Annotated in this window: 13 protein-coding genes; 8 read left to right on the top strand and 5 right to left on the bottom strand. The window is 44.9% G+C overall.

Translation table 11 applies throughout. The features are described from left to right. Positions 1-14 precede the first annotated feature (14 nt). From GD631_RS13080 to GD631_RS13050, 7 genes are all read left to right on the top strand, one after another. Positions 15-1,610, top strand: a complete 1,596-nt coding sequence (locus GD631_RS13080; RefSeq protein WP_143257390.1) for a xylulokinase — start codon at positions 15-17, stop codon at positions 1,608-1,610. A gap of 141 nt (positions 1,611-1,751) precedes the next feature. Further along, positions 1,752-4,154, top strand: coding sequence for a beta-L-arabinofuranosidase (locus GD631_RS13075; protein ID WP_143257389.1), 2,403 nt, complete (start codon positions 1,752-1,754; stop codon positions 4,152-4,154). Between the two features lie 64 nt (positions 4,155-4,218). Further along, on the top strand, positions 4,219-5,763 hold the full coding sequence (locus tag GD631_RS13070) for an alpha-N-arabinofuranosidase (protein WP_143257388.1): 1,545 nt from the start codon (positions 4,219-4,221) through the stop codon (positions 5,761-5,763). A gap of 142 nt (positions 5,764-5,905) precedes the next feature. Beyond that, positions 5,906-7,915, top strand: a complete 2,010-nt coding sequence (locus GD631_RS13065) for a transketolase family protein (RefSeq protein WP_143257387.1) — start codon at positions 5,906-5,908, stop codon at positions 7,913-7,915. After that, entirely contained in the window at positions 7,915-8,349 is a 435-nt protein-coding gene (rpiB, locus tag GD631_RS13060) for a ribose 5-phosphate isomerase B (protein ID WP_004297448.1), read from the top strand. The genes GD631_RS13065 and rpiB overlap by 1 nt, the downstream gene beginning before the upstream one ends. A 150-nt stretch (positions 8,350-8,499) precedes the next feature. After that, positions 8,500-9,510 carry a uroporphyrinogen decarboxylase family protein gene (locus GD631_RS13055; protein ID WP_143257386.1) on the top strand — a complete coding sequence of 337 codons (1,011 nt, stop codon included), beginning with the start codon at positions 8,500-8,502 and terminating at the stop codon, positions 9,508-9,510. Then, entirely contained in the window at positions 9,503-10,180 is a 678-nt protein-coding gene (locus GD631_RS13050; protein WP_143257385.1) for a vitamin B12 dependent-methionine synthase activation domain-containing protein, read from the top strand. Before GD631_RS13055 ends, GD631_RS13050 begins: the two co-directional genes overlap by 8 nt. A gap of 81 nt (positions 10,181-10,261) precedes the next feature. On the opposite strand, the gene GD631_RS13045 is transcribed toward GD631_RS13050, so the two are convergent. The 5 genes from GD631_RS13045 to GD631_RS13025 form a co-directional block, all read right to left on the bottom strand. Then, positions 10,262-11,833, bottom strand: coding sequence for a sodium:solute symporter (locus GD631_RS13045; protein WP_143257384.1), 1,572 nt, complete (start codon positions 11,831-11,833; stop codon positions 10,262-10,264). A gap of 46 nt (positions 11,834-11,879) precedes the next feature. After that, a complete protein-coding gene (locus GD631_RS13040; protein WP_143257383.1) occupies positions 11,880-13,688 on the bottom strand; it encodes a corrinoid protein in 1,809 nt (602 codons plus the stop codon). 144 nt (positions 13,689-13,832) lie between these two features. Next, the gene (locus GD631_RS13035) at positions 13,833-16,079 is read right to left on the bottom strand and encodes a glycoside hydrolase family 31 protein (RefSeq protein WP_143257382.1); all 2,247 of its coding nucleotides are present in this window, start codon (positions 16,077-16,079) and stop codon (positions 13,833-13,835) included. A gap of 134 nt (positions 16,080-16,213) precedes the next feature. Beyond that, positions 16,214-18,073, bottom strand: a complete 1,860-nt coding sequence (locus tag GD631_RS13030) for a right-handed parallel beta-helix repeat-containing protein (protein WP_143257381.1) — start codon at positions 18,071-18,073, stop codon at positions 16,214-16,216. Between the two features lie 111 nt (positions 18,074-18,184). Next, the gene (locus GD631_RS13025; RefSeq protein ID WP_009041096.1) at positions 18,185-18,664 is read right to left on the bottom strand and encodes a DUF456 domain-containing protein; all 480 of its coding nucleotides are present in this window, start codon (positions 18,662-18,664) and stop codon (positions 18,185-18,187) included. 248 nt (positions 18,665-18,912) lie between these two features. Here GD631_RS13025 and GD631_RS13020 point away from each other — a divergent pair, with 248 nt between their 5' ends. Then, complete coding sequence (locus tag GD631_RS13020; RefSeq protein WP_143257625.1) at positions 18,913-20,670, top strand: AAA family ATPase; 1,758 nt, start codon at positions 18,913-18,915, stop codon at positions 20,668-20,670. Positions 20,671-20,682: the final 12 nt, after the last annotated feature.

Raw genomic sequence — 20,682 nt, 5'->3', positions numbered from 1 at the left:
AGATTGATTTCAACATGAAATTAGACGCAAAATCAACCATCGAAGCTGGCAAAGCCATTCTTGGTATAGAACTGGGGTCAACACGGATAAAAGCTGTGTTGATTGACCAGGAAAACAAGCCCATTGCTCAAGGCAGCCACACTTGGGAAAACCAGTTAGTTGACGGACTCTGGACTTATAGCATTGAAGCTATCTGGTCGGGACTGCAAGACTGCTACGCTGACCTTCGCACGAACGTAAAGAACTTATACGGCATAGAGATTGAAACGCTGGCCGCTATCGGTGTCAGCGCCATGATGCATGGTTATATGCCGTTCAACAAAAAAGAAGAAATCCTCGTGCCTTTCCGCACTTGGAGAAATACGAATACAGGTCGGGCAGCTGCTGCTTTATCAGAACTGTTTGTCTACAACATTCCTCTGCGATGGAGCATTTCCCATTTGTACCAGGCTATCCTGGACAATGAAGCGCATGTGAATGACATTGATTTCCTGACTACTCTGGCAGGTTATGTACATTGGCAGATAACCGGCAAAAAGGTATTGGGTATCGGCGACGCATCGGGTATGCTCCCTATCGATCCGACAACCAACAACTACTCGGCTGAAATGGTGGCTAAATTCGATAAACTGATTGCTCCGAAAGAATACAGCTGGAAACTGGAGGATATTCTGCCTAAAGTATTGTCGGCAGGTGAAAATGCCGGTGTCCTCACTCCGGAAGGAAGTAAAAAGCTCGACGCATCGGGTCATTTGAAGGCAGGAATACCGGTTTGTCCACCGGAAGGAGACGCAGGTACCGGAATGGTTGCAACCAATGCAGTCAAACAACGCACCGGAAATGTATCGGCAGGTACTTCTTCATTCTCTATGATTGTATTGGAGAAAGATTTGTCGAAGCCATACGAAATGATTGACATGGTGACCACTCCTGACGGAAGTTTGGTAGCGATGGTGCATTGCAACAACTGTACTTCTGATCTCAACGCATGGGTTAACCTGTTCAAAGAATATCAGGAACTTCTGGGCATACCTGTAGATATGGATGAAATCTATAGCAAACTCTACAATATTGCGCTCACCGGTGATACCGACTGCGGAGGTTTGCTTTCATACAATTATATTTCAGGCGAGCCTGTAACAGGATTTGCTGACGGAAGACCGTTGTTTGTACGTTCGGCAAATGACAAGTTCAACCTGGCAAACTTTATGAGGTCTCACTTGTATGCTTCAGTAGGAGTGCTCAAGATTGGCAATGACATCCTGTTCAACGAAGAAAAAATCAAAGTGGACAGAATCACAGGTCATGGAGGATTATTCAGAACAAAAGGAGTAGGTCAAAGAATACTTGCTGCAGCTATCAACTCACCTATTTCTGTGATGGAAACAGCCGGTGAAGGTGGTGCCTGGGGTATTGCCCTGTTAGGTTCTTACCTCGTGAACAATGAAAAGAAACAATCTCTTGCCGATTTTCTGGATGAAAGCGTATTTGTCGGTGACGCGGGTATCGAGGTATCACCTACACCCGAGGATGTAGCCGGTTTCAATACATACATCGAAAACTATAAGGCAGGATTACCTATCGAAGAAGCAGCAGTCAAATTTAAATAATTGACAATCGGCAATCCATTGTTGTTCATCAAAAATTGCCGATAAATCGCTGTTTATCAATAATCAATCCTAACTAAGTATTAACATTAATGATCTCCACCCCTCTCCTCTTTTGGAGAGGGAGATGGGGAGACTATTATTATGAAAACCACCTCGTTCATACTTGCACTTGTCCTGTCCAGCTCACTGGTCAAAGCTCAAAACACTCCACAGGTATCTTACTTCCCCTTACAGAATGTGAAACTATTGGATAGTCCGTTTCTGCAAGCCCAACAGACTGATTTACATTACATACTTGCATTAGACCCCGACCGTCTGCTCGCTCCTTTTCTCCGCGAAGCCGGGTTACAGCCTAAAGCCCCCAGCTACACCAATTGGGAAAATACCGGATTGGACGGACATATCGGCGGACATTATTTATCCGCGCTTTCCATGATGTATGCCGCCACCGGAGATACCGCAGTCTATAATCGCCTCCACTACATGCTGAATGAGTTGAAACGGGCACAACAAACTGTCGGCACAGGATTCATCGGTGGAACTCCGGGAAGCCTCCAACTTTGGAAAGATATAAAAGTAGGAAAGATCCGTGCCGGAGGTTTCGACCTTAACGGCAAATGGGTGCCTCTATACAATATACATAAGACTTACGCCGGATTGCGGGATGCATATCTCTATGCAGGAAGCGACCTTGCACGCCAAATGCTTATTGCTTTTACAGACTGGATGATTGACATCACTTCCGGTTTGAGCGACGGACAAATGCAGGATATGCTTCGCAGCGAACATGGCGGATTAAACGAGACTTTCGCTGATGTGGCCGAAATCACAGGCAACAAAAAATATCTGGAACTGGCACGCCGTTTCTCTCACAAGCTTATCTTAGACCCGCTTATCAAAGAGGAAGATAAGTTGACGGGGATGCACGCCAACACACAGATTCCGAAAGTGATCGGCTACAAGCGAATTGCCGAACTCTCACAAGATGACAAGAATTGGAATCATGCTGCAGAATGGGATCATGCCGCCCGTTTTTTCTGGAACACGGTAGTCAATCACCGTTCTGTCTGCATCGGAGGAAATAGCGTCCGCGAACATTTTCATCCGTCGGATAACTTCACGTCCATGCTAAACGACGTTCAAGGACCGGAGACCTGTAATACTTACAACATGCTCCGTCTTACTAAAATGCTTTATCAGAATTCTCACAATCCCCATCATACGAACGAACCTGACCCCAACTACGTAAACTATTACGAACGTGCGCTTTACAATCATATCCTAGCGTCACAAGAGCCGGATAAAGGTGGATTTGTCTACTTCACTCCTATGCGTCCGGGACACTATCGTGTGTACTCACAACCGGAAACATCAATGTGGTGCTGTGTAGGTTCAGGCCTGGAGAATCATACCAAATACGGTGAATTTATCTATGCGTATCAGAAAGACACACTTTATGTCAATCTCTTCATCCCTTCACAACTGACCTGGAAAGAGCAAGGCATTACTTTGACACAGGAAACCCGTTTCCCCGATGACGGCAAGGTAACTTTACGAATAGATGAAGCGCCTAAGAAAAAACGTACTTTAATGATACGTATTCCGGAATGGGCGAACCAATCCAAAGGATATAGCGTCAGCATCAATGGAAAAAGAAAAATATTCGTTATGGCAAAAGGTAACCAGTATCTTCCTCTCTCCCGCAAATGGAGAAAAGGAGATGTCATTACTTTCAACTTGCCGATGAAAGTCAGCGTGGAACAAATTCCCGACAAGAAAGATTATTATGCTTTCTTATATGGCCCGATCGTTCTTGCAGCTTCCACGAGCACAGAACATCTTGACGGTCTATATGCCGACGACAGCCGTGGCGGACATATCGCTCATGGCAAACAAATTCCTTTGCAAGAAGTTCCGATGCTGATAGGAAATCCAGATTCAATCTGCAAGTCTCTTCAGAAAGAACAGAATAGCCGGATTACTTTCAGCTATAACGGAGAGGTTTATCCTGCACAAGGCAAAGCATTGGAACTCGTTCCGTTCTTCCGCCTGCATAATTCCCGTTATGCCGTTTATTTCCGACAGGCAAGTGAAGAGCAATTTAAAGCGATTCAGGAAGAGATGGCAACGGCTGAACGAAAAGCAACAGAATTGGCTAATCAAACCATTGACCTTATCTTCCCCGGCGAACAGCAGCCGGAGTCTGACCATGACATCCAGTATGAGCGGGCAGAAACAGGAACGAATAAAGACCGGCATTTCCGACGTGCCAAAGGTTGGTTCGGCTATCAGCTGAAAGTGAAAGAGGAAGCAAGCCGCCTCCAGATTACAGTACGGAAAGATGACCGTAACAAAGTGGCTATTCTTCTGAATGACGAAAAGTTGGCTGTTCATCCTACTATCAGTGAAGCGGATAAAGACGATTTCATAACCCTTTCTTATGTTCTGCCTCAAAAACTGAATACAGGTAGTTGTCCGATACGTTTTATCCCTGACGGGACGGAATGGACCTCTGCCATTTATGAAGTGCGTTTGCTAAAATAAATGCCCCTCAAAGTAATCATCATCAAAATCAAACATCTATATAATCATTAAACAAATACCATTTATGAAAGCAAAACTATTAGTCAGCACGGCTTTTCTGGCAGCATCCGTATCTCTTTCTGCACAAAAGAGTGCTACCATAACCGTACATGCCGATCAAGGCAAAGAAATCATACCGAAGGAAATTTACGGCCAGTTTGCCGAACATCTGGGTTCATGTATCTACGGTGGTCTTTGGGTAGGCGAAAACTCGGATATTCCCAACATCAAGGGATATCGCACAGATGTATTCAATGCACTAAAAGACTTGTCCGTTCCCGTTCTTCGCTGGCCGGGCGGATGCTTTGCCGATGAATACCACTGGATGGACGGCATTGGTCCGAAAGAGAACCGTCCGAAGATGGTGAATAACAACTGGGGCGGAACCATTGAAGATAACAGTTTCGGAACACACGAGTTTTTGAATCTTTGCGAGATGCTGGGTTGCGAACCATACGTGAGCGGAAATGTAGGTAGCGGCACAGTGGAAGAGCTTGCCAAATGGGTAGAATATATAACTTCTGACGGAGACTCCCCTATGGCCAACCTTCGCCGTAAGAATGGTCGAGACAAAGCATGGAAACTGAAATATCTCGGTGTAGGAAATGAAAGCTGGGGATGCGGCGGCAGCATGCGTCCGGAATATTACGCAGACTTATATCGCCGTTATTCTACTTATTGCCGTAATTATGACGGCAACCGTTTGTTCAAGATTGCCAGTGGCGCAAGCGACTATGATTACAAATGGACAGATGTATTGATGAATCGTGTAGGACATCGGATGGACGGTCTTTCTCTGCACTATTATACCGTAACCGGATGGAGTGGCAGCAAAGGATCAGCCACTCAATTCAACAAGGATGATTATTACTGGACGATGGGCAAATGTCTGGAAGTGGAAGATGTACTAAAAAAACATTGTGCCATCATGGACAAATATGACAAGGACAAGAAAATCGCTCTCTTACTGGACGAATGGGGAACCTGGTGGGATGAGGAACCGGGAACCATCAAAGGACATCTGTATCAGCAGAACACATTGCGTGATGCTTTCGTGGCTTCTTTAAGTCTTGATGTATTCCACAAATATACCGACCGTCTGAAGATGGCAAATATCGCACAGATTGTCAATGTACTTCAATCGATGATCCTGACAAAAGACAAAGAAATGGTGTTGACTCCTACTTATTATGTCTTCAAAATGTATAAAGTACACCAGGATGCCACGTATCTTCCTATCGACCTGACCTGCGAAAAGATAAGTGTACGTGATAACCGCACGGTACCAATGGTGAGCGCCACAGCTTCCAAAAACAAAGATGGAGTGATTCACCTTTCTCTTTCTAATGTAGATACTGACGAAGCACAGGAAATCACCATCAATCTGGGTGATACGAAAGCTAAGAAAGCTGTCGGAGAGATTCTGACCTCTGCCAAACTGACCGATTACAATTCTTTTGAAAAACCTGATATTGTAAAACCGGCGCCTTTCAAAGAGGTAAAAATCAATAAAGGTACAATGAAGGTAAAACTTCCTGCTAAATCCATTGTTACTTTAGAGTTACAGTAGTTTTAGGACAATTACTTATTGTATCACAAACAAGAAGGCCGTAAAATTGTCGATAAAAAAGATAGCTCTTTTGGATTGTTAAATCCACATAAAGAGTTATCTTTGCGAACAATCTGACAGAAATCAATTAAATTTTAATGATATGAACGATAACAAACTTATGAATCGTGCAGCGGATAACATCCGTATTCTTGCTGCTTCAATGGTTGAGAAAGCCAATTCCGGTCACCCGGGTGGCGCCATGGGTGGTGCTGATTTTGTAAATGTACTCTTCTCTGAGTTTCTAGTATACGATCCTGAAAATCCCCGTTGGGAAGGACGTGACCGCTTTTTCCTCGACCCGGGCCACATGTCTCCGATGCTTTATTCTACGCTGGCATTGACAGGAAAATTCACTTTGGACGAACTGAAAGAATTCCGTCAATGGGGAAGCCCTACTCCGGGACATCCTGAAGTGGACATCATGCGTAGCATCGAAAATACTTCCGGTCCGCTGGGACAAGGACACACTTTTGCAGTAGGTGCTGCTATCGCTGCCAAATTCTTGAAAGCCCGTTTCGACGAGGTGATGAACCAGACCATTTACGCATACATCTCTGACGGTGGTATTCAGGAAGAAATCTCTCAAGGTTCCGGACGTATTGCCGGTGCACTGGGATTGGACAACCTGATTATGTTCTATGACTCTAACGATATTCAGCTTTCTACAGAAACGAAAGATGTAACCGTCGAAGATACTGCCATGAAATATGAAGCATGGGGATGGAACGTACTTAGTATCAACGGTAATGATCCTGACGAAATCCGTACGGCAATCAAAGAAGCACAAGCTGAAAAAGAACGTCCGACACTGATTATCGGTAAAACCGTAATGGGTAAAGGTGCACGCAAGGCAGACGGCAGCAGCTATGAAGCTAACTGCGCTACACACGGTGCTCCTCTCGGTGGCGACGCTTATGTAAATACAATCAAGAATCTGGGTGGTGACCCTACTGACCCGTTCGTTATATTCCCGGAAGTAGCCGAACTGTATGCAAAAAGAGCAGAAGAACTGAAAAAGATCGTTGCTGAAAAGTATGCAAAGAAAGCTGCATGGGCGAAAGCAAACCCGGAACTGGCTGCAAAACTGGAACTCTTCTTCTCGGGCAAAGCTCCGAAAGTGGACTGGGCTGCTATCGAACAGAAAGCAGGTAGCGCTACTCGTGCTGCATCTGCAACCGTATTGGGCGCACTTGCTACACAGGTAGAAAATATGATCGTTGCTTCGGCCGACCTTTCTAATTCTGACAAGACTGACGGTTTCCTGAAAAAGACTCATTCTTTCAAGAAAGGTGATTTCAGCGGAGCATTCTTCCAGGCAGGTGTATCTGAATTGTCAATGGCTTGTATCTGTATCGGTATGTCTTTACACGGTGGTGTGATCGCAGCTTGCGGTACATTCTTCGTATTCTCCGACTACATGAAACCTGCCGTACGTATGGCTGCTTTGATGGAACAACCGGTGAAATTCATCTGGACACACGACGCATTCCGCGTAGGTGAAGACGGTCCTACTCACGAACCGGTAGAACAGGAAGCTCAAATCCGCCTGATGGAAAAACTGAAAAACCACAAGGGACATAACTCTATGCTGGTACTTCGTCCGGCTGATGCAGAAGAGACAACCATCGCTTGGAGACTTGCTATGGAAAATATGTCTACTCCGACAGGATTGATCTTCTCCCGTCAGAATATTGCCAATTTACCGGCAGGAACAGACTATGAACAGGCAGCCAAGGGTGCTTATATCGTAGCAGGTTCCGACGAAAATCCGGATGTTATCCTGGTGGCTTCAGGTTCTGAGGTGGCTACATTGGTAGCCGGCACAGAGTTACTTCGCAAAGATGGCGTGAAGGTACGCATTGTATCTGCTCCGTCTGAAGGTCTGTTCCGCAACCAACCGAAAGAATATCAGGAAGCTATTCTTCCGGCAGATGCAAAGATTTTCGGTATGACTGCCGGTCTGCCTGTCACTCTTCAAGGTCTGGTAGGTTGCCACGGTAAAGTTTGGGGATTGGAATCTTTCGGTTTCTCCGCTCCTTATAAAGTATTGGACGAGAAACTCGGATTTACTGCCGAGAACGTATATAACCAAGTAAAAGCAATGCTCTAATGAAAACAATCGGATTAGCATGCGACCATGCCGGTTTTGAACTGAAAGAATATGTTCGCGGCTGGCTGGAAGCAAAAGGCTGGGCTTACAAGGATTTCGGAACGAACTCTACCGCAAGCGTAGACTATCCGGATTATGCTCATCCGCTGGCTCTTGCAGTGGAATCGGGAGAATGTTATCCCGGTATCGCTATCTGCGGCAGTGGAAACGGAATCAATATGACGCTGAACAAGCACCAAGGGGTACGTGCTGCTCTCTGCTGGAATGCAGAAATCGCGCATCTGGCTCGTCAGCACAACGACGCTAATGTACTGGTTATGCCGGGACGCTTCATCAGCACTGAAGAAGCGGATATGATTTTGACAGAGTTTTTCTCTACCAAATTTGACGGCGGACGCCATCAGAACCGTATTGATAAGATTCCGGTAAAATAAAGCTTGAAGATAAATCAAATAGGTGTAAAGCTGTTCTTCTTTTTGAAGGGCAGCTTTATTTTTATATTAGTATAAGATTTTATCATATACGAGATTACAAAAGAAGGGCAACTTCGTCTTTATTACAAGACGATATTAAAAACTGAAATTATGGGTAAACTGAATATGAAAGAATGGATCAGCCAAACGATCCAACGTAAGGAAACGATTGCAATTCCGATCATGACACATCCGGGTATCGAAATTATCGGGAAAACGGTGCATGATGCGGTAACAAACGGACAGGTTCATTATGAGGCTATCAAAGCTCTTTGTGACAAGTATCCGGCTGCGGCAGCAACCGTTATCATGGATCTGACGGTAGAAGCGGAAGCTTTCGGGGCAGAGATTATCTTTCCGGAAAATGAGGTGCCCAGTGTTTCCGGCCGTTTGCTGACGGATGAAGCTGCTATTGAAAAGCTGGAAGTTCCGGCATTGAATAAAGGAAGAATCCCAGAATATCTTAAAGCGAATATGCTGACAGCCAGAAATATAACAGACTGTCCGGTTTTTGCCGGTTGCATCGGTCCTTACTCGCTGGCCGGACGTTTGTATGATATGTCGGAAATCATGATGCTGATTTATATTAATCCCGATGCAGCCAATACGTTATTAAGAAAATGCAGCGACTTCATCACCCGCTATTGCATGGCATTGAAAGCAACCGGTGTGAACGGTGTAATCATGGCTGAACCTGCTGCGGGATTGTTATCCAACGAAGATTGCCTGCAATATTCTTCTTTATTTGTGAAAGAAATAATAGAGAAGGTACAGGATGATCACTTTGCCGTAGTGCTTCATAATTGCGGAAACACAGGGAATTGCACACAAGCGATGGTTTATACCGGTGCAGCCGCTTATCATTTCGGGAATAAAATTAAGATGGAGGAAGCGTTGAAAGAGGTTCCGGCCGATGCACTGGCAATGGGAAATCTGGACCCGGTGAACCTTTTCAAGATGGCAGGTCCGGAGACTATGAAGGAAGCGGCTTTGCAACTATTGGAAGCTACCCGTGCATACCCGAATTTCGTATTGTCAAGTGGTTGTGATATTCCGCCACATACACCTTCTATTAATATAGACGCATTTTATACCGCATTGGAAGAGTTCAATAATGGTTGAACAGGAACTTACTTATCAGAAACTGCAAATCCCATCGTCTGAAATTTACGAGACGATGGGATATAAAGATTCTATGCCGGATGGAATGGTCATAGAAGAAATAAATATGTTACTTGACCGTATCACTCCCCTTCTTCGTCCCCGTTTTTTCTTTTTCATCACTGACGGACTGCTTGACACTGAAAAAGCAACACTGGCTGTAAAAGATACGATTCTCTCAATCGGTAAAACTATTGCCCGCCAACTACGGGGTTCGGAAACCTTTGCCTTTTTTACCGCAACTGCCGGAGTCGAATTTGAGGAGTTTCAACATCTGCTTCAGCAAGAGAACGACATGGTGAAAGTATATATAGCAGACTCATTGGGGAGCATCATTGCAGAGAAGGCTGCTGATTGCATGGAAGAGGAGTTGGCTGCATTTATCGAAAAGAGAGGTTGGAAGCACACTAACAGATACAGCCCTGGTTATTGCGGATGGCACGTATCGGAACAACAAAAACTATTCTCCTTATTTCCGGTCGCTTCACCCTGTGGTATTCAGTTGACAGATTCCAGCCTGATGATTCCCATCAAATCTGTAAGTGGTATTATTGGAGTGGGTTCACATGTCCGTAAGTTGGAATATACTTGCGGGCTGTGTACGTATGAAAATTGTTTTCGTAGAAAATAGTTTCACCACAGAGGACACAGAGTCTTTTATTATTAGATAATAATCTCTGTGTCCTCTGCATCCTCTGTAGTGAATAAAAAACTAGTGGCCATTGAAGAAGATGTAAAGCCCGATCATGGTCACAATAAGTAATCCCCATAGGATAAGAACAATTCGTGCAGGTTTGTCCTCTATCTTTTCCATATTCAAGGTTCCCAATTGCGGAGACTTATCCCACAGGCTAACTACTATCATACCTATTCCGATGATAACGAATAAGTAGAAGGAAAGCAGCATAAAATGAGGCCAGGCATCATATTGTTCTGCCGGAAACACCCATAAATACAAGATTCCTACTCCGATACTGAACACTGTTCCCAATGTCAGAGCCATATTAGCTGCCAGAGTAGTGGTGCGTTTCCAGAACACGCCAAAGAGGAATACGGCTGCCATCGGAGGAGCTATAAATCCCAGTACAGACTGGAAAACATTAAATAGATTCAGTCCCTTGATACTGTCGATCGCTATGGTTATTATCACAGAAATCAGTGCACCGACTACCGTAACCACTTGTCCCACTCTGATAATCTCTCTTTGTTTTGCCTGCGGTCGGATTTTCTTCACATAGATATCCATCGTGAATACCGTACTTAATGCATTCAATGCAGAGCCGACAGTACTTACCAATGCTGCTGTCAATACAGCCAATACCAAGCCGACCATTCCTGTCGGGAACAGATGAGTCACCATTGTCATGTAAGCCTCATCGGGATTCTCCAATTGTGGGAATAAAGCGAGGCAGATAATGCCGGGAAGAATGTAAAGAGGTACATCCAAGATTTTCAGCCATCCGGTAAAGTTAGTTCCCATCTGTCCTTCTTTCAGATTCCTGGCAGCAAGAACCGGTTGCACCATCGACTGATCCGTACACCAAAACCAAACTCCCATAATAGGATAACCCAGGATAATAGGTAGCCAAGGAAAAGCCGGGTCATCATTTGGATGGAAAAGATTCCAGTAATCCGCCGGAACGGCGTCCACCAGTGCTCCTACACCACCCACTTGATAGATTCCCATGATAGCCAGTGTGGCTGATACTACAATCAACAGTATCATTTGATATACATTCGTGTAGGCCACAGCTTTCAGTCCGCCGAGCATCGTGAAGAAAGCGGAGATGACAAGTAACAGCAATGCCGATTGCCACATAGGAATATCGAAGACCTGACGGATCAGGACTCCACCGGCAAATAAGGTCAATGCAAGCCATGAAATAAGAATGGTAATAATGGTATACCAGGCAAGGATGTTACGGGTAGATTGCCCGAAACGTTTTCCCATAAATTCGGGCAATGTCGTGATGCGACTACCCAAATATCGGGGAGCAAAGACAAAAGCAAGCAGACATATAAAGACAAATGCATACCAAGCATAATTCCCCGAAACAATACCGGTAGTAAATCCGGCACTTGCGGAAGCAATCAACATGGAAGGTCCGACATTCGTCCCCCACATGGAAAAGCCGATATGATACCATCTCAACGAATTCTCCGCAAGGAAAAGACTACTCCCCTTTTTTCGTTTTGAACTTGCCCATATACCAATAGCTATCAAAATCAGGAAGTAGGCAATCAGAATACTCCAATCTAATGTCTCTAAGAATTTCACATGCATAATTCAAGTATTAAATAAGTAACGTAAGTTTAAATCTAATTTTCTTTTAGGCACGGATTACACGGATCAGTTCTTTGGCAACTGCCACGGCTGTATTCGCATTGTCACTATATCCGTCCGCGCCGATTTCGTCAGCAAAACCCTGACTGACGGGTGCTCCGCCAATCATCACTTTCACCTGATTACGAATACCGGCCTCTTCCAATGCCTGGATAACCTCTTTCATATACATCATGGTAGTAGTCAGCAATGCGCTCATGCACAAGATGTCAGCATGATTTTCCTTCACAGCTTCCACAAACTTGTCACAAGTCACATCAATACCAATATTAATGACTTCAAAGCCGCAACCCTCCAGCATGGAAGCCACCAGGTTTTTACCAATATCATGGAGATCTCCTTTCACTGTACCGATGACAATCTTACCGATTGTAGTGGAAGCACTTCCTGCCAATAAAGGTTTCAGTAGTTCCAAAGCCCCTTTCATGGCACGTCCTGCCATCAACAGTTGAGGAACAAAAGCTTTTCCATCCTGGAAACGTTGTCCCACTTCACCCATTGCTTTAATCATATAATTATTGATAATCATTTGGGGAGCTACTCCTTCTGCAATGGCTTGCCGGGTGATTTCAACCGCAGGTTCCAGTTTCCCGGCAACAATGGCTTCATACAGAGGTTGCAGTTTATCCTCTTCCTCGTGTTGTTCTTCCCGTATACAAATACGTTCCTGTCCGGTAGCTGCCAAGTCTGCATCCTGTTGATGTTCATTGGTATTTACAGAGGTAGAAGAGCCGGTATATTCTTCGACAATCCGCATAGCCTGTTCCACTTCCTTTTCGTTATGGAAATCCATTTCCAAATGTACACCGTCCGCGCCGATATGATCCAATAGAGGTTTTAGTTCGTCTAATGTCACCCAGCAAGCCATCACGCTCTTTCCGCCTGCAAGAATCTTCTTATACAAATCGTACCATTTGGGAGAACCACCCTGTGGTTCACCCACTCCGGGAGTCCATTGAATCGCATTCAATTCTTCAATTTCAAGCAAGGCAGGCAGGTGATGCATGGCTCCCACTCCATCCAGATGATAAAGGGTATAATCAATCTTCTGACATTGTTCACGAATAAAAGGTTGCACAAACCGACGATAATCATCCTGGCTAATCATAGTCGAAATATCACTTTGCAGTTTACTCATCTTTCCGGGAGCCCAGGACGAGAAATAACAGAAAGCCATCTCGTCGCCTTCACGGATGATGTCGTATAGTTCATCAAATACTTTGAAGTAGATGTCATTGATTTGCTGCATCTGTTGTTCCAGGATTTCGGGCTGCATCACTGTGTCCAGTAATACCCTATCCGTTCCTTTCAGTGCGGCCAGAACATCCAGTCCTTCCATCAGGTCGGGCATACCGACAAAGTAGTGTCCGTTGGCTTTCGCTTTACAGGCTTTCAGGAGTTCTTTATGAAGAATCCAGTTCGGGTGTTCGGGGTTAAAGACTATTTCATCGGTGAAATCCGGGTTGGGATGAATCCAGATGGTATCTTCCCCGCCTTCAAACACTCCGCCTAAGATGGCGGCTAGAGAACCGGGACCCAGTTGGGTATTCGCAACCGGAAGAATATCCGCTTTCAGACTGCTGTGCGCTACGTACCAGTCCAGATATTCAGCTCTCCATTGAGGGTCGAACCATTTTTGCGACAAATCTTTTGCCGGCGCGGGAGGTACTATCTCTGCATGTGGTTGCACTCCTTCCTGGAAGTGTTCCCACATATTGAGAATGATTCCTTTATGGTTCCACCAATTTATATAACGTTGTTTTGTTTCTTCTAAATTACTCTTCCATGTTTTCATACTCTGCCATTTTTTATTTATTCTACTCAAGTTTCGGAAGTAATTTATTAGGTTGAAAGCCTCTTGGTATATAGCGTAAGGTATTACCCTACGCTATATTATGTAAGCCTTTCAGGCTACTTACAAAACTTGAGTTATTTCTATTTATCTATTCCAAAATCCTTTATAATCATTATCTATGCGTAGAGCTATGCTCTTGCTTAAATCCATTTCATCCGTACAGTCCACGTCTTCCGGATAGATGGGTATCACGGCATTTTCACGCACATATACGGGCATTTCTTCCAATGGAACATATACGTCTTTCAACCAGCGTGCTCCTTCCAGATGTTCTCCCGTAAAGAAGTTCACCCATTTTCCTTCGGGAAGATAGATATCTCGACGGTTCTCGCTGTTCATCACCGGAGCTACCAGGAAATCATTGCCGAAATAGTATTCATCATCCACATGCCAACAAAGTTTATCTTCCGGATGATGCAGAATGAGTGCCTGCAAGAGCGGATAGCCGCTTTCTATAGCTAGTTTACTTTGTTCTATGATGTATGGAATGAGCGAATAACGCAATTTCCACCACTTTTTCACCAACGGAGCTATGGCCGGATAGTGCCAGGGTTCACGCTTGTTGGTTCCATGATAACGGATATGCGATGTGAATACGCCGAATTGGGTCCAGCGCATGTACACATCATCTGCTACTACCGAGTTCATAAAATTGGGCAATGTATGGAAGCCGGGAACATCATGGCTCCAAAAAGCAAATCCCGACAGGCCGAAATGCAGACCGCCTTTCAGAGAACCTGCCATTCCATCCCAGGAACTGCATGAATCGCCTCCCCAATGCAAAGGATAACGCTGGCATCCCGCCCATGCGGAACGTGCCCAGACAATGCCGTCACCTGTCACTTCTTTCGTAATTTCGTAAGCGGCCTTTTGATAAAGCAAGGCATACAGGTTATTCAACAATTCCGGTTTCATGCCTTTATAGAGGGCATCCATGTGGATGTTTTCACCGAAATCGGTTTTGATACAGGTTACTCCCATATCCAGGAGTTGTTTCAATAGTCCTTTGTACCATTCGGTTGCTTTCGGATAAGTAAAGTCGATTGTTCCGGCATAATCCAGGGCGGAGAAGTTGGAACCATCGGTCGCTTGTTGTTTGGTCAATGGGGCTATATAATCATTGGCTCTGGCTTCATTAATCTGCTCTGCATTTTCTGCAACGTATGGAAGTTGCCATAAAGAAACACGATAGCCGTTCTTTTTCAACCGCCCGATGAATCCTTTCGGATCGGGGAACCGCTCTTCATTGAATTTCCATTCGCAGAGCCAATCGGTACGGAACCAGCCCGTATCCAGATGAATTACATCACAGGGATAATGTTCGGCACGCATGCGGTCGCATATTTCGTCTACTTCATCGGCACTGAAATAAGTCATACGGCTCATCCAAACGCCAAAACTCCAAAGAGGCGGCATAGACGGATAGCCGGTCAGGTCACGATAACCGCGAAGAATATCTTCCATCGTATCACCGCCTATCACAAATACATCCAACAATGCCTGGTCGCTTAGAAACTGGACGGAACGGGTGGAATGTCCGGCCAGCGAGAGCTTGCTATGAGCACATGTATGGTAGAATGTTCCATACATTCGGCTGGATAGATAGAAGGGGATATTTTTGTAGGTACGCCGGTTATTGACTCCTTGTCCGTCCTGGTTTTTCAGGAAGAAAGTCTGTCCGCTTAAGTCCATTTTAAAGAAACGCTCTCCGGTTCCGGCAAAACATTCATCGGGCTTACATTCAAAAGAAAGTGTTGCACGTTCTTTCCGACCGTCGCGTTTGCAAAAGGCAACAGGTAGCGCATCGTAACGGGGAGGCGAAAAATGGTCGTAGGCTGACAAGCGGATTTCACGTTTTCCGTCAGGGTATAAAGTGATGTCAAGCGTTTCTTGAGGGTCGGGAAGCAATTCGCTCCATCGGTCTAATAGAGGCTCTTCCACATTGATAACGGCACGCTTCGTTCCGTCTTCTGTCGAAAGAATCCATTTCCCTTTTTGTTCTTTTATAAACAGGGGCACTTTCTGAATCCGGTCACTGAATTGCAGCATTTCCGACTCATCTGTCAGTACATAATTGCCGAAGCCAAGAAACAAGCGGGTGATTCCGATGTTATACTGACGGATGATTAACGTATATTCCTCCTGGGGAACATCGGTATCCGCCATCATATCGTTAGCCAGCTTTTGCTTCTGAAAGGGAACTGCTACGTAAATATCTCCTTCCTTTTCATAAACAGCCGTTGGCTTGTATGCTTTCCAAAGCGACTCATTCCTTGATAACTCGGTATCGAAATCAAGGAAATCAAATAAGTGGTAGTTCGTTGGTTTCATCTATTTTATTGATTAAATATCGTTTATTGATTACTATAATTATCATATTAGTCGGAATGATTACCATACTAGTTTAGCTCTAATGATTATTACACTAGTTTATTGACTGCTATGCCAGTTCACTGTGTTTTGTTTCAATCTTGCTTTATTCTTCCGGCTTTGTACTTAATACTGTCCGCCACTTGAGGCCCGTTATTCTTCCACACGTTCTTTTTCCCGGGGCGGTTCGAATCAAAACGTTCAGAGGGACACCAGTTGTTCTCCATTGTATATCCGTCCGTAGCTTCATCCAGATAGATATAAAAAGCCCGGTCATTCGTAGCGTAGGGGGCTTCGATTAAATGTTCGATCCGGTTATTTCGCATGACGGAACCCGGTTGGTTGGAAAGAGTATACAGACCGCCTGCATCGTATAGCCGACGGGCAAAGTGATGTACATAGTTTGCTTCTATCCGGTTGTTGCACATTCCGCTCTCCAGCGATGTCCATCCCCAGCCTACACAAATCCCTGAATAGTTCAGATGGCAAACTTCATTATAAGAAATATCCATGTTTCTGACATATCCGGCGCCGATACCTACACATCCCCAGTCTTCGTTAGTCACATTACTTATGAAATTGTTTCTGATAGTAATATGAGAACATAATTCCCGTACGTCAGCAGGAATAAAAGGAATATGCGTCTCAAATCCTCCGTCCGGAAATGCGCCGACCAGTAAAGCCGTTCCTCCAATATCCGTAAATTGACAATCTTCGACGCTCGATGCAGTAACGGCCCATTCATAATCCAGTCCGGTGGACGATAAATGACGGAACGTGCAATGTTTGAAATCAATATGTTCGGCACCTCTTACACGTATCGCCGTTTCGGGACGGGTGATCCAGGCTTGATTCTCCAGTTCCGCTTTTTCCGGAAGCCCCGGTTCTTGTAGTTTATAGGCATCCAATAAAGGAAATCCCCCTTGCAAGGTGACGTGTCCCTGATAAGAAGGACGCATCCAGGAGGTATGCTCAAAAGTAATTCCGTCAAATTGTATATGCTCTACCGGACGGGACAATGTACCGTCTATGGTCACTAAAGTTTCCAAGGCAGGGATAATCACTTCAGCTGTTTCCATATTTTCGTCTGCCTGCGGATAGTAGTAAATCGTGCCGGAAGGATATTCCTGAAACCATTCACCGGGTTGGTCCAGCAATTCCAGTGCATTGGTCAGGCAGAAGGAAGAATTGCCTTTCTCTCCTCCGATGACGGGTTGCGGCCAGGGATGCGCAAACTCCAGGTGACTTTCGGGTTCATGGAAGCGAACTACAGCTTGTCCATCTTTCGCGTCTATACTTTTCACACGCAAAATAGCAATCGCCCAACGTTGATGAACAATCATTTCTAGTTGACCGGCACTTTGAAGTCTTTTCGGATTTACACTTTGAGAAACGGGAATTGTAATTGTTTGCTCTTCCGGATTGAAGTCAATCATTCGTTCCCATCCTCCGTCAGGAAATTGAGCAGCTCTTTGAACTTTATGACCATTCACCCACATTTGTCGGGTTTCGACTCTTCTATTTCCTATTAGGGGAGCCTCTGCCGACCATATCTTCTGCCTTAGCTTTTCAGGAATTGCCGGATGATTACATCCACGCTTCCATCCCGTAACAGCAACTCCACCACTAATCACAGGATGAGCACCATCTACTGCACAAATCACCGTTGGAGAATCGGGCGTTCCACTATCTTCCGGACGAAGAAACAGAGAATTACGCTGGGCATAAACACCCTCTTCCAAACGAATATAAATTCCTCCGGCTACTTCCGGCCGATTCAGTCTACGCCATTCACGAGCCTGTTTGATTGCCCGGTTTAATGTATTAAACGGGGCTTCCTTTGTCCCGGGATTCTTATCATTCCCCTGCAGGGATACATAAATTTCTCCCGCAAAAAGCAAGGGAAACCACCCCAAGAAGATGATAAAAGAAAGATAAGTAAAAGTCTTTTTCATGGTACTACCTCAATGTGCTACTTTAATAAAGACGAACACACATCGATTTAGTACTCTATGTAAAGGCAATAGATAGGTTATTCTTACGAATGTTTTACAACATCAAATAGGTTACCGAATAAGACCTATGATAAATTGATAGCAAAAATAACCGCAGACAACGAACTTCAGTAAAGTTCCGAATATAAATCCGAGTAAAGAGCCCACACCTGATTTGAGTGCCTGCGAGAACTCTTTATTTCCTAATAGTTCACCAATCACCGCCCCTAGAAACGGACCAAGAATAATACCCCAAGGCAAGAAAAGAAGACCGACAAGAGTTCCTACAATACATCCCCAATTCCCCCATTTACTACCGCCACTATATTTACTTCCCAGCATCGGAGTGAAATAATCCAATACCTGCAAAACAGCAACAATCAATAGCCATACGATTAATTGTGTCGTAGAATATTGTACCTTATCCGTGAAGTGCAGAATGACCAACCCCACATAAGCAATAGGCGGACCGGGAAGAAACGGCAGAATACAACCTGCTAACCCGGCTATCATACAAAGGGCACTAATTACGATCAAAATAATGTCCAACATAATCTGTTTTTTTAGTTCTGCACAAAAATACAGTATCTTCCAGTAAATACAAGCTAACCCCGAGAATTATTTCCGCCCCTTCACTGCTGTTTCAGAATAGCTTTGTCAGGGCTGCAGTTCTTTGTGTGAATGAGTTTTTCCAATACTTTTTTGAGGATGCCTCGTACCCAAAAGAACTTTTACTATCTTTGTGTCGTTAACGCTAAAGAAGCAAGTTGTTAAATAAGAAATCAGCAGGAGGACATGAAATGGATCCAATGGAATATATAGTACCCAACAGAAAGCGTTTGCCTTACGGTATGATGAACTTCGCAGTCATCCGCCGCGAAGATTATTATTATGTAGACAAAACCCGCTTCATTCCTATGATAGAGCAGGCAGACCGGTTCTTCTTCTTCATCCGTCCCCGCCGCTTCGGCAAAAGCCTCACGCTGAACGTACTGCAACACTACTACGATGTGCGTACCCGCGATAAGTTCGACGACTTATTCGGCGACCTCTACATCGGGAAGCATCCCACAGCAAACCGCAACAGCTACCTGGTGCTTTACCTCAACTTTTCAGGCATCACCAGCGAACTGAACGATTATCGAAAAGGACTGGATGCACATTGCCAAATCCGCTTCGACTTCTTCTGTGAAGTCTATTCCGACCTCCTGCCACAAGGTATCAGAGAACGATTGGACGAAAAGGACGGGGCTGTCAACCAACTGGACTATTTGGTTTCGGAGTGCGAACGTGCCGGACAGAAAATGTATCTCTTCATCGACGAATACGACCACTTCACCAACGCCATCCTTTCCGATGCGGAAAGCTTGCACCGCTACACTGATGAAACGCATGGCGAAGGTTATCTGCGTGCTTTCTTCAATAAGGTGAAGGCAGGAACTTATTCCAGCATAGAGCGTTGTTTCATCACCGGCGTAAGCCCCGTAACGATGGATGACCTGACGAGTGGCTTCAACATCGGCACGAACTACTCACTTACCCCCCAATTTAACCAAATGATGGGGTTCACCGAAGAAGAAGTGCGCGAAATGCTGACTTATTATTCAACAAACAGCCCTTTCCGCCATACTGTTGACGAACTGATGGAAATAATGAAACCGTGGTACGACAATTATTGCTTCGCGCAGGATTGTTACGGTGAAACTACCATATACAACTCCAACATGGTGCTCTACTTCGTGAAGAATTACATAGATAACGGCAAAGCACCACAAGAAATGATAGAAGATAATATACGTATCGACTATGAAAAGCTGCGTATGCTCATTCGAAAGGATAAGGAGTTTGCACACGATGCTTCCGTCATTCAGACTTTAGTGAGTCAAGGCTATATCACCGGTGAACTGAAGAAAGGTTTCCCTGCCGTCAACATCACCAATCCGGACAATTTTATAAGCCTGCTCTACTATTTCGGAATGTTGACCATTAGCGGAATATATAAAGGAAAGACCAAACTGACCATTCCGAACCTGGTGGTTCAAGAGCAGCTCTACACTTATTTGCTGAATACCTACAACGACGCAGACTTGAATTTCAGCAGCTACGAAAAGAGCGAACTTTCAAGTCAGCTTGCCTATGATGGCAATTGGCAAGCCTATTTCGGCTACATTGCCGACTGCCTGAAACGTTATGCATCCCAGCGTGACAAGCAAAAGGGCGAATTCTTCGTTCACGGCTTCACCTTGGCCATGACCGCGCAAAACCGCTTCTACCGTCCTATCTCCGAGCAAGATACACAAGCGGGTTACGTCGATATTTTCCTTTGTCCCATGTTGGACATATATTCTGACATGAAGCACAGCTACATCGTTGAGTTGAAATACGCCAAATATCGCGATTCTGAAAACCGTGTGGAGGAATTGCGTCAGGAAGCCATCGCCCAAGCCAACCGCTATGCCGATACGGACACAGTGAAACAAGCTATTGGCTCCACGCAACTACACAAGATTGTAGTGGTATATAAAGGTATGGAAATGCGGGTATGCGAAGAGTTATAATGGACATTCTCT

This window comes from Bacteroides luhongzhouii (genome assembly GCF_009193295.2).
GTDB lineage: Bacteria > Bacteroidota > Bacteroidia > Bacteroidales > Bacteroidaceae > Bacteroides > Bacteroides luhongzhouii.
Note: the sequence above shows the minus strand (reverse complement) of the source record. Positions and strands in the feature narration are given on the sequence as shown.

Coding starts and splice junctions, on each gene's coding strand:
- GD631_RS13080 (WP_143257390.1), top strand. CDS start 15: ATGAAATTAGACGCAAAATCAACCATCGAAGCTGGCAAAGCCATTCTT.
- GD631_RS13075 (WP_143257389.1), top strand. CDS start 1,752: ATGAAAACCACCTCGTTCATACTTGCACTTGTCCTGTCCAGCTCACTG.
- GD631_RS13070 (WP_143257388.1), top strand. CDS start 4,219: ATGAAAGCAAAACTATTAGTCAGCACGGCTTTTCTGGCAGCATCCGTA.
- GD631_RS13065 (WP_143257387.1), top strand. CDS start 5,906: ATGAACGATAACAAACTTATGAATCGTGCAGCGGATAACATCCGTATT.
- rpiB (WP_004297448.1), top strand. CDS start 7,915: ATGAAAACAATCGGATTAGCATGCGACCATGCCGGTTTTGAACTGAAA.
- GD631_RS13055 (WP_143257386.1), top strand. CDS start 8,500: ATGGGTAAACTGAATATGAAAGAATGGATCAGCCAAACGATCCAACGT.
- GD631_RS13050 (WP_143257385.1), top strand. CDS start 9,503: ATGGTTGAACAGGAACTTACTTATCAGAAACTGCAAATCCCATCGTCT.
- GD631_RS13045 (WP_143257384.1), bottom strand. CDS start 11,833: ATGCATGTGAAATTCTTAGAGACATTAGATTGGAGTATTCTGATTGCC.
- GD631_RS13040 (WP_143257383.1), bottom strand. CDS start 13,688: ATGAAAACATGGAAGAGTAATTTAGAAGAAACAAAACAACGTTATATA.
- GD631_RS13035 (WP_143257382.1), bottom strand. CDS start 16,079: ATGAAACCAACGAACTACCACTTATTTGATTTCCTTGATTTCGATACC.
- GD631_RS13030 (WP_143257381.1), bottom strand. CDS start 18,073: ATGAAAAAGACTTTTACTTATCTTTCTTTTATCATCTTCTTGGGGTGG.
- GD631_RS13025 (WP_009041096.1), bottom strand. CDS start 18,664: ATGTTGGACATTATTTTGATCGTAATTAGTGCCCTTTGTATGATAGCC.
- GD631_RS13020 (WP_143257625.1), top strand. CDS start 18,913: ATGGATCCAATGGAATATATAGTACCCAACAGAAAGCGTTTGCCTTAC.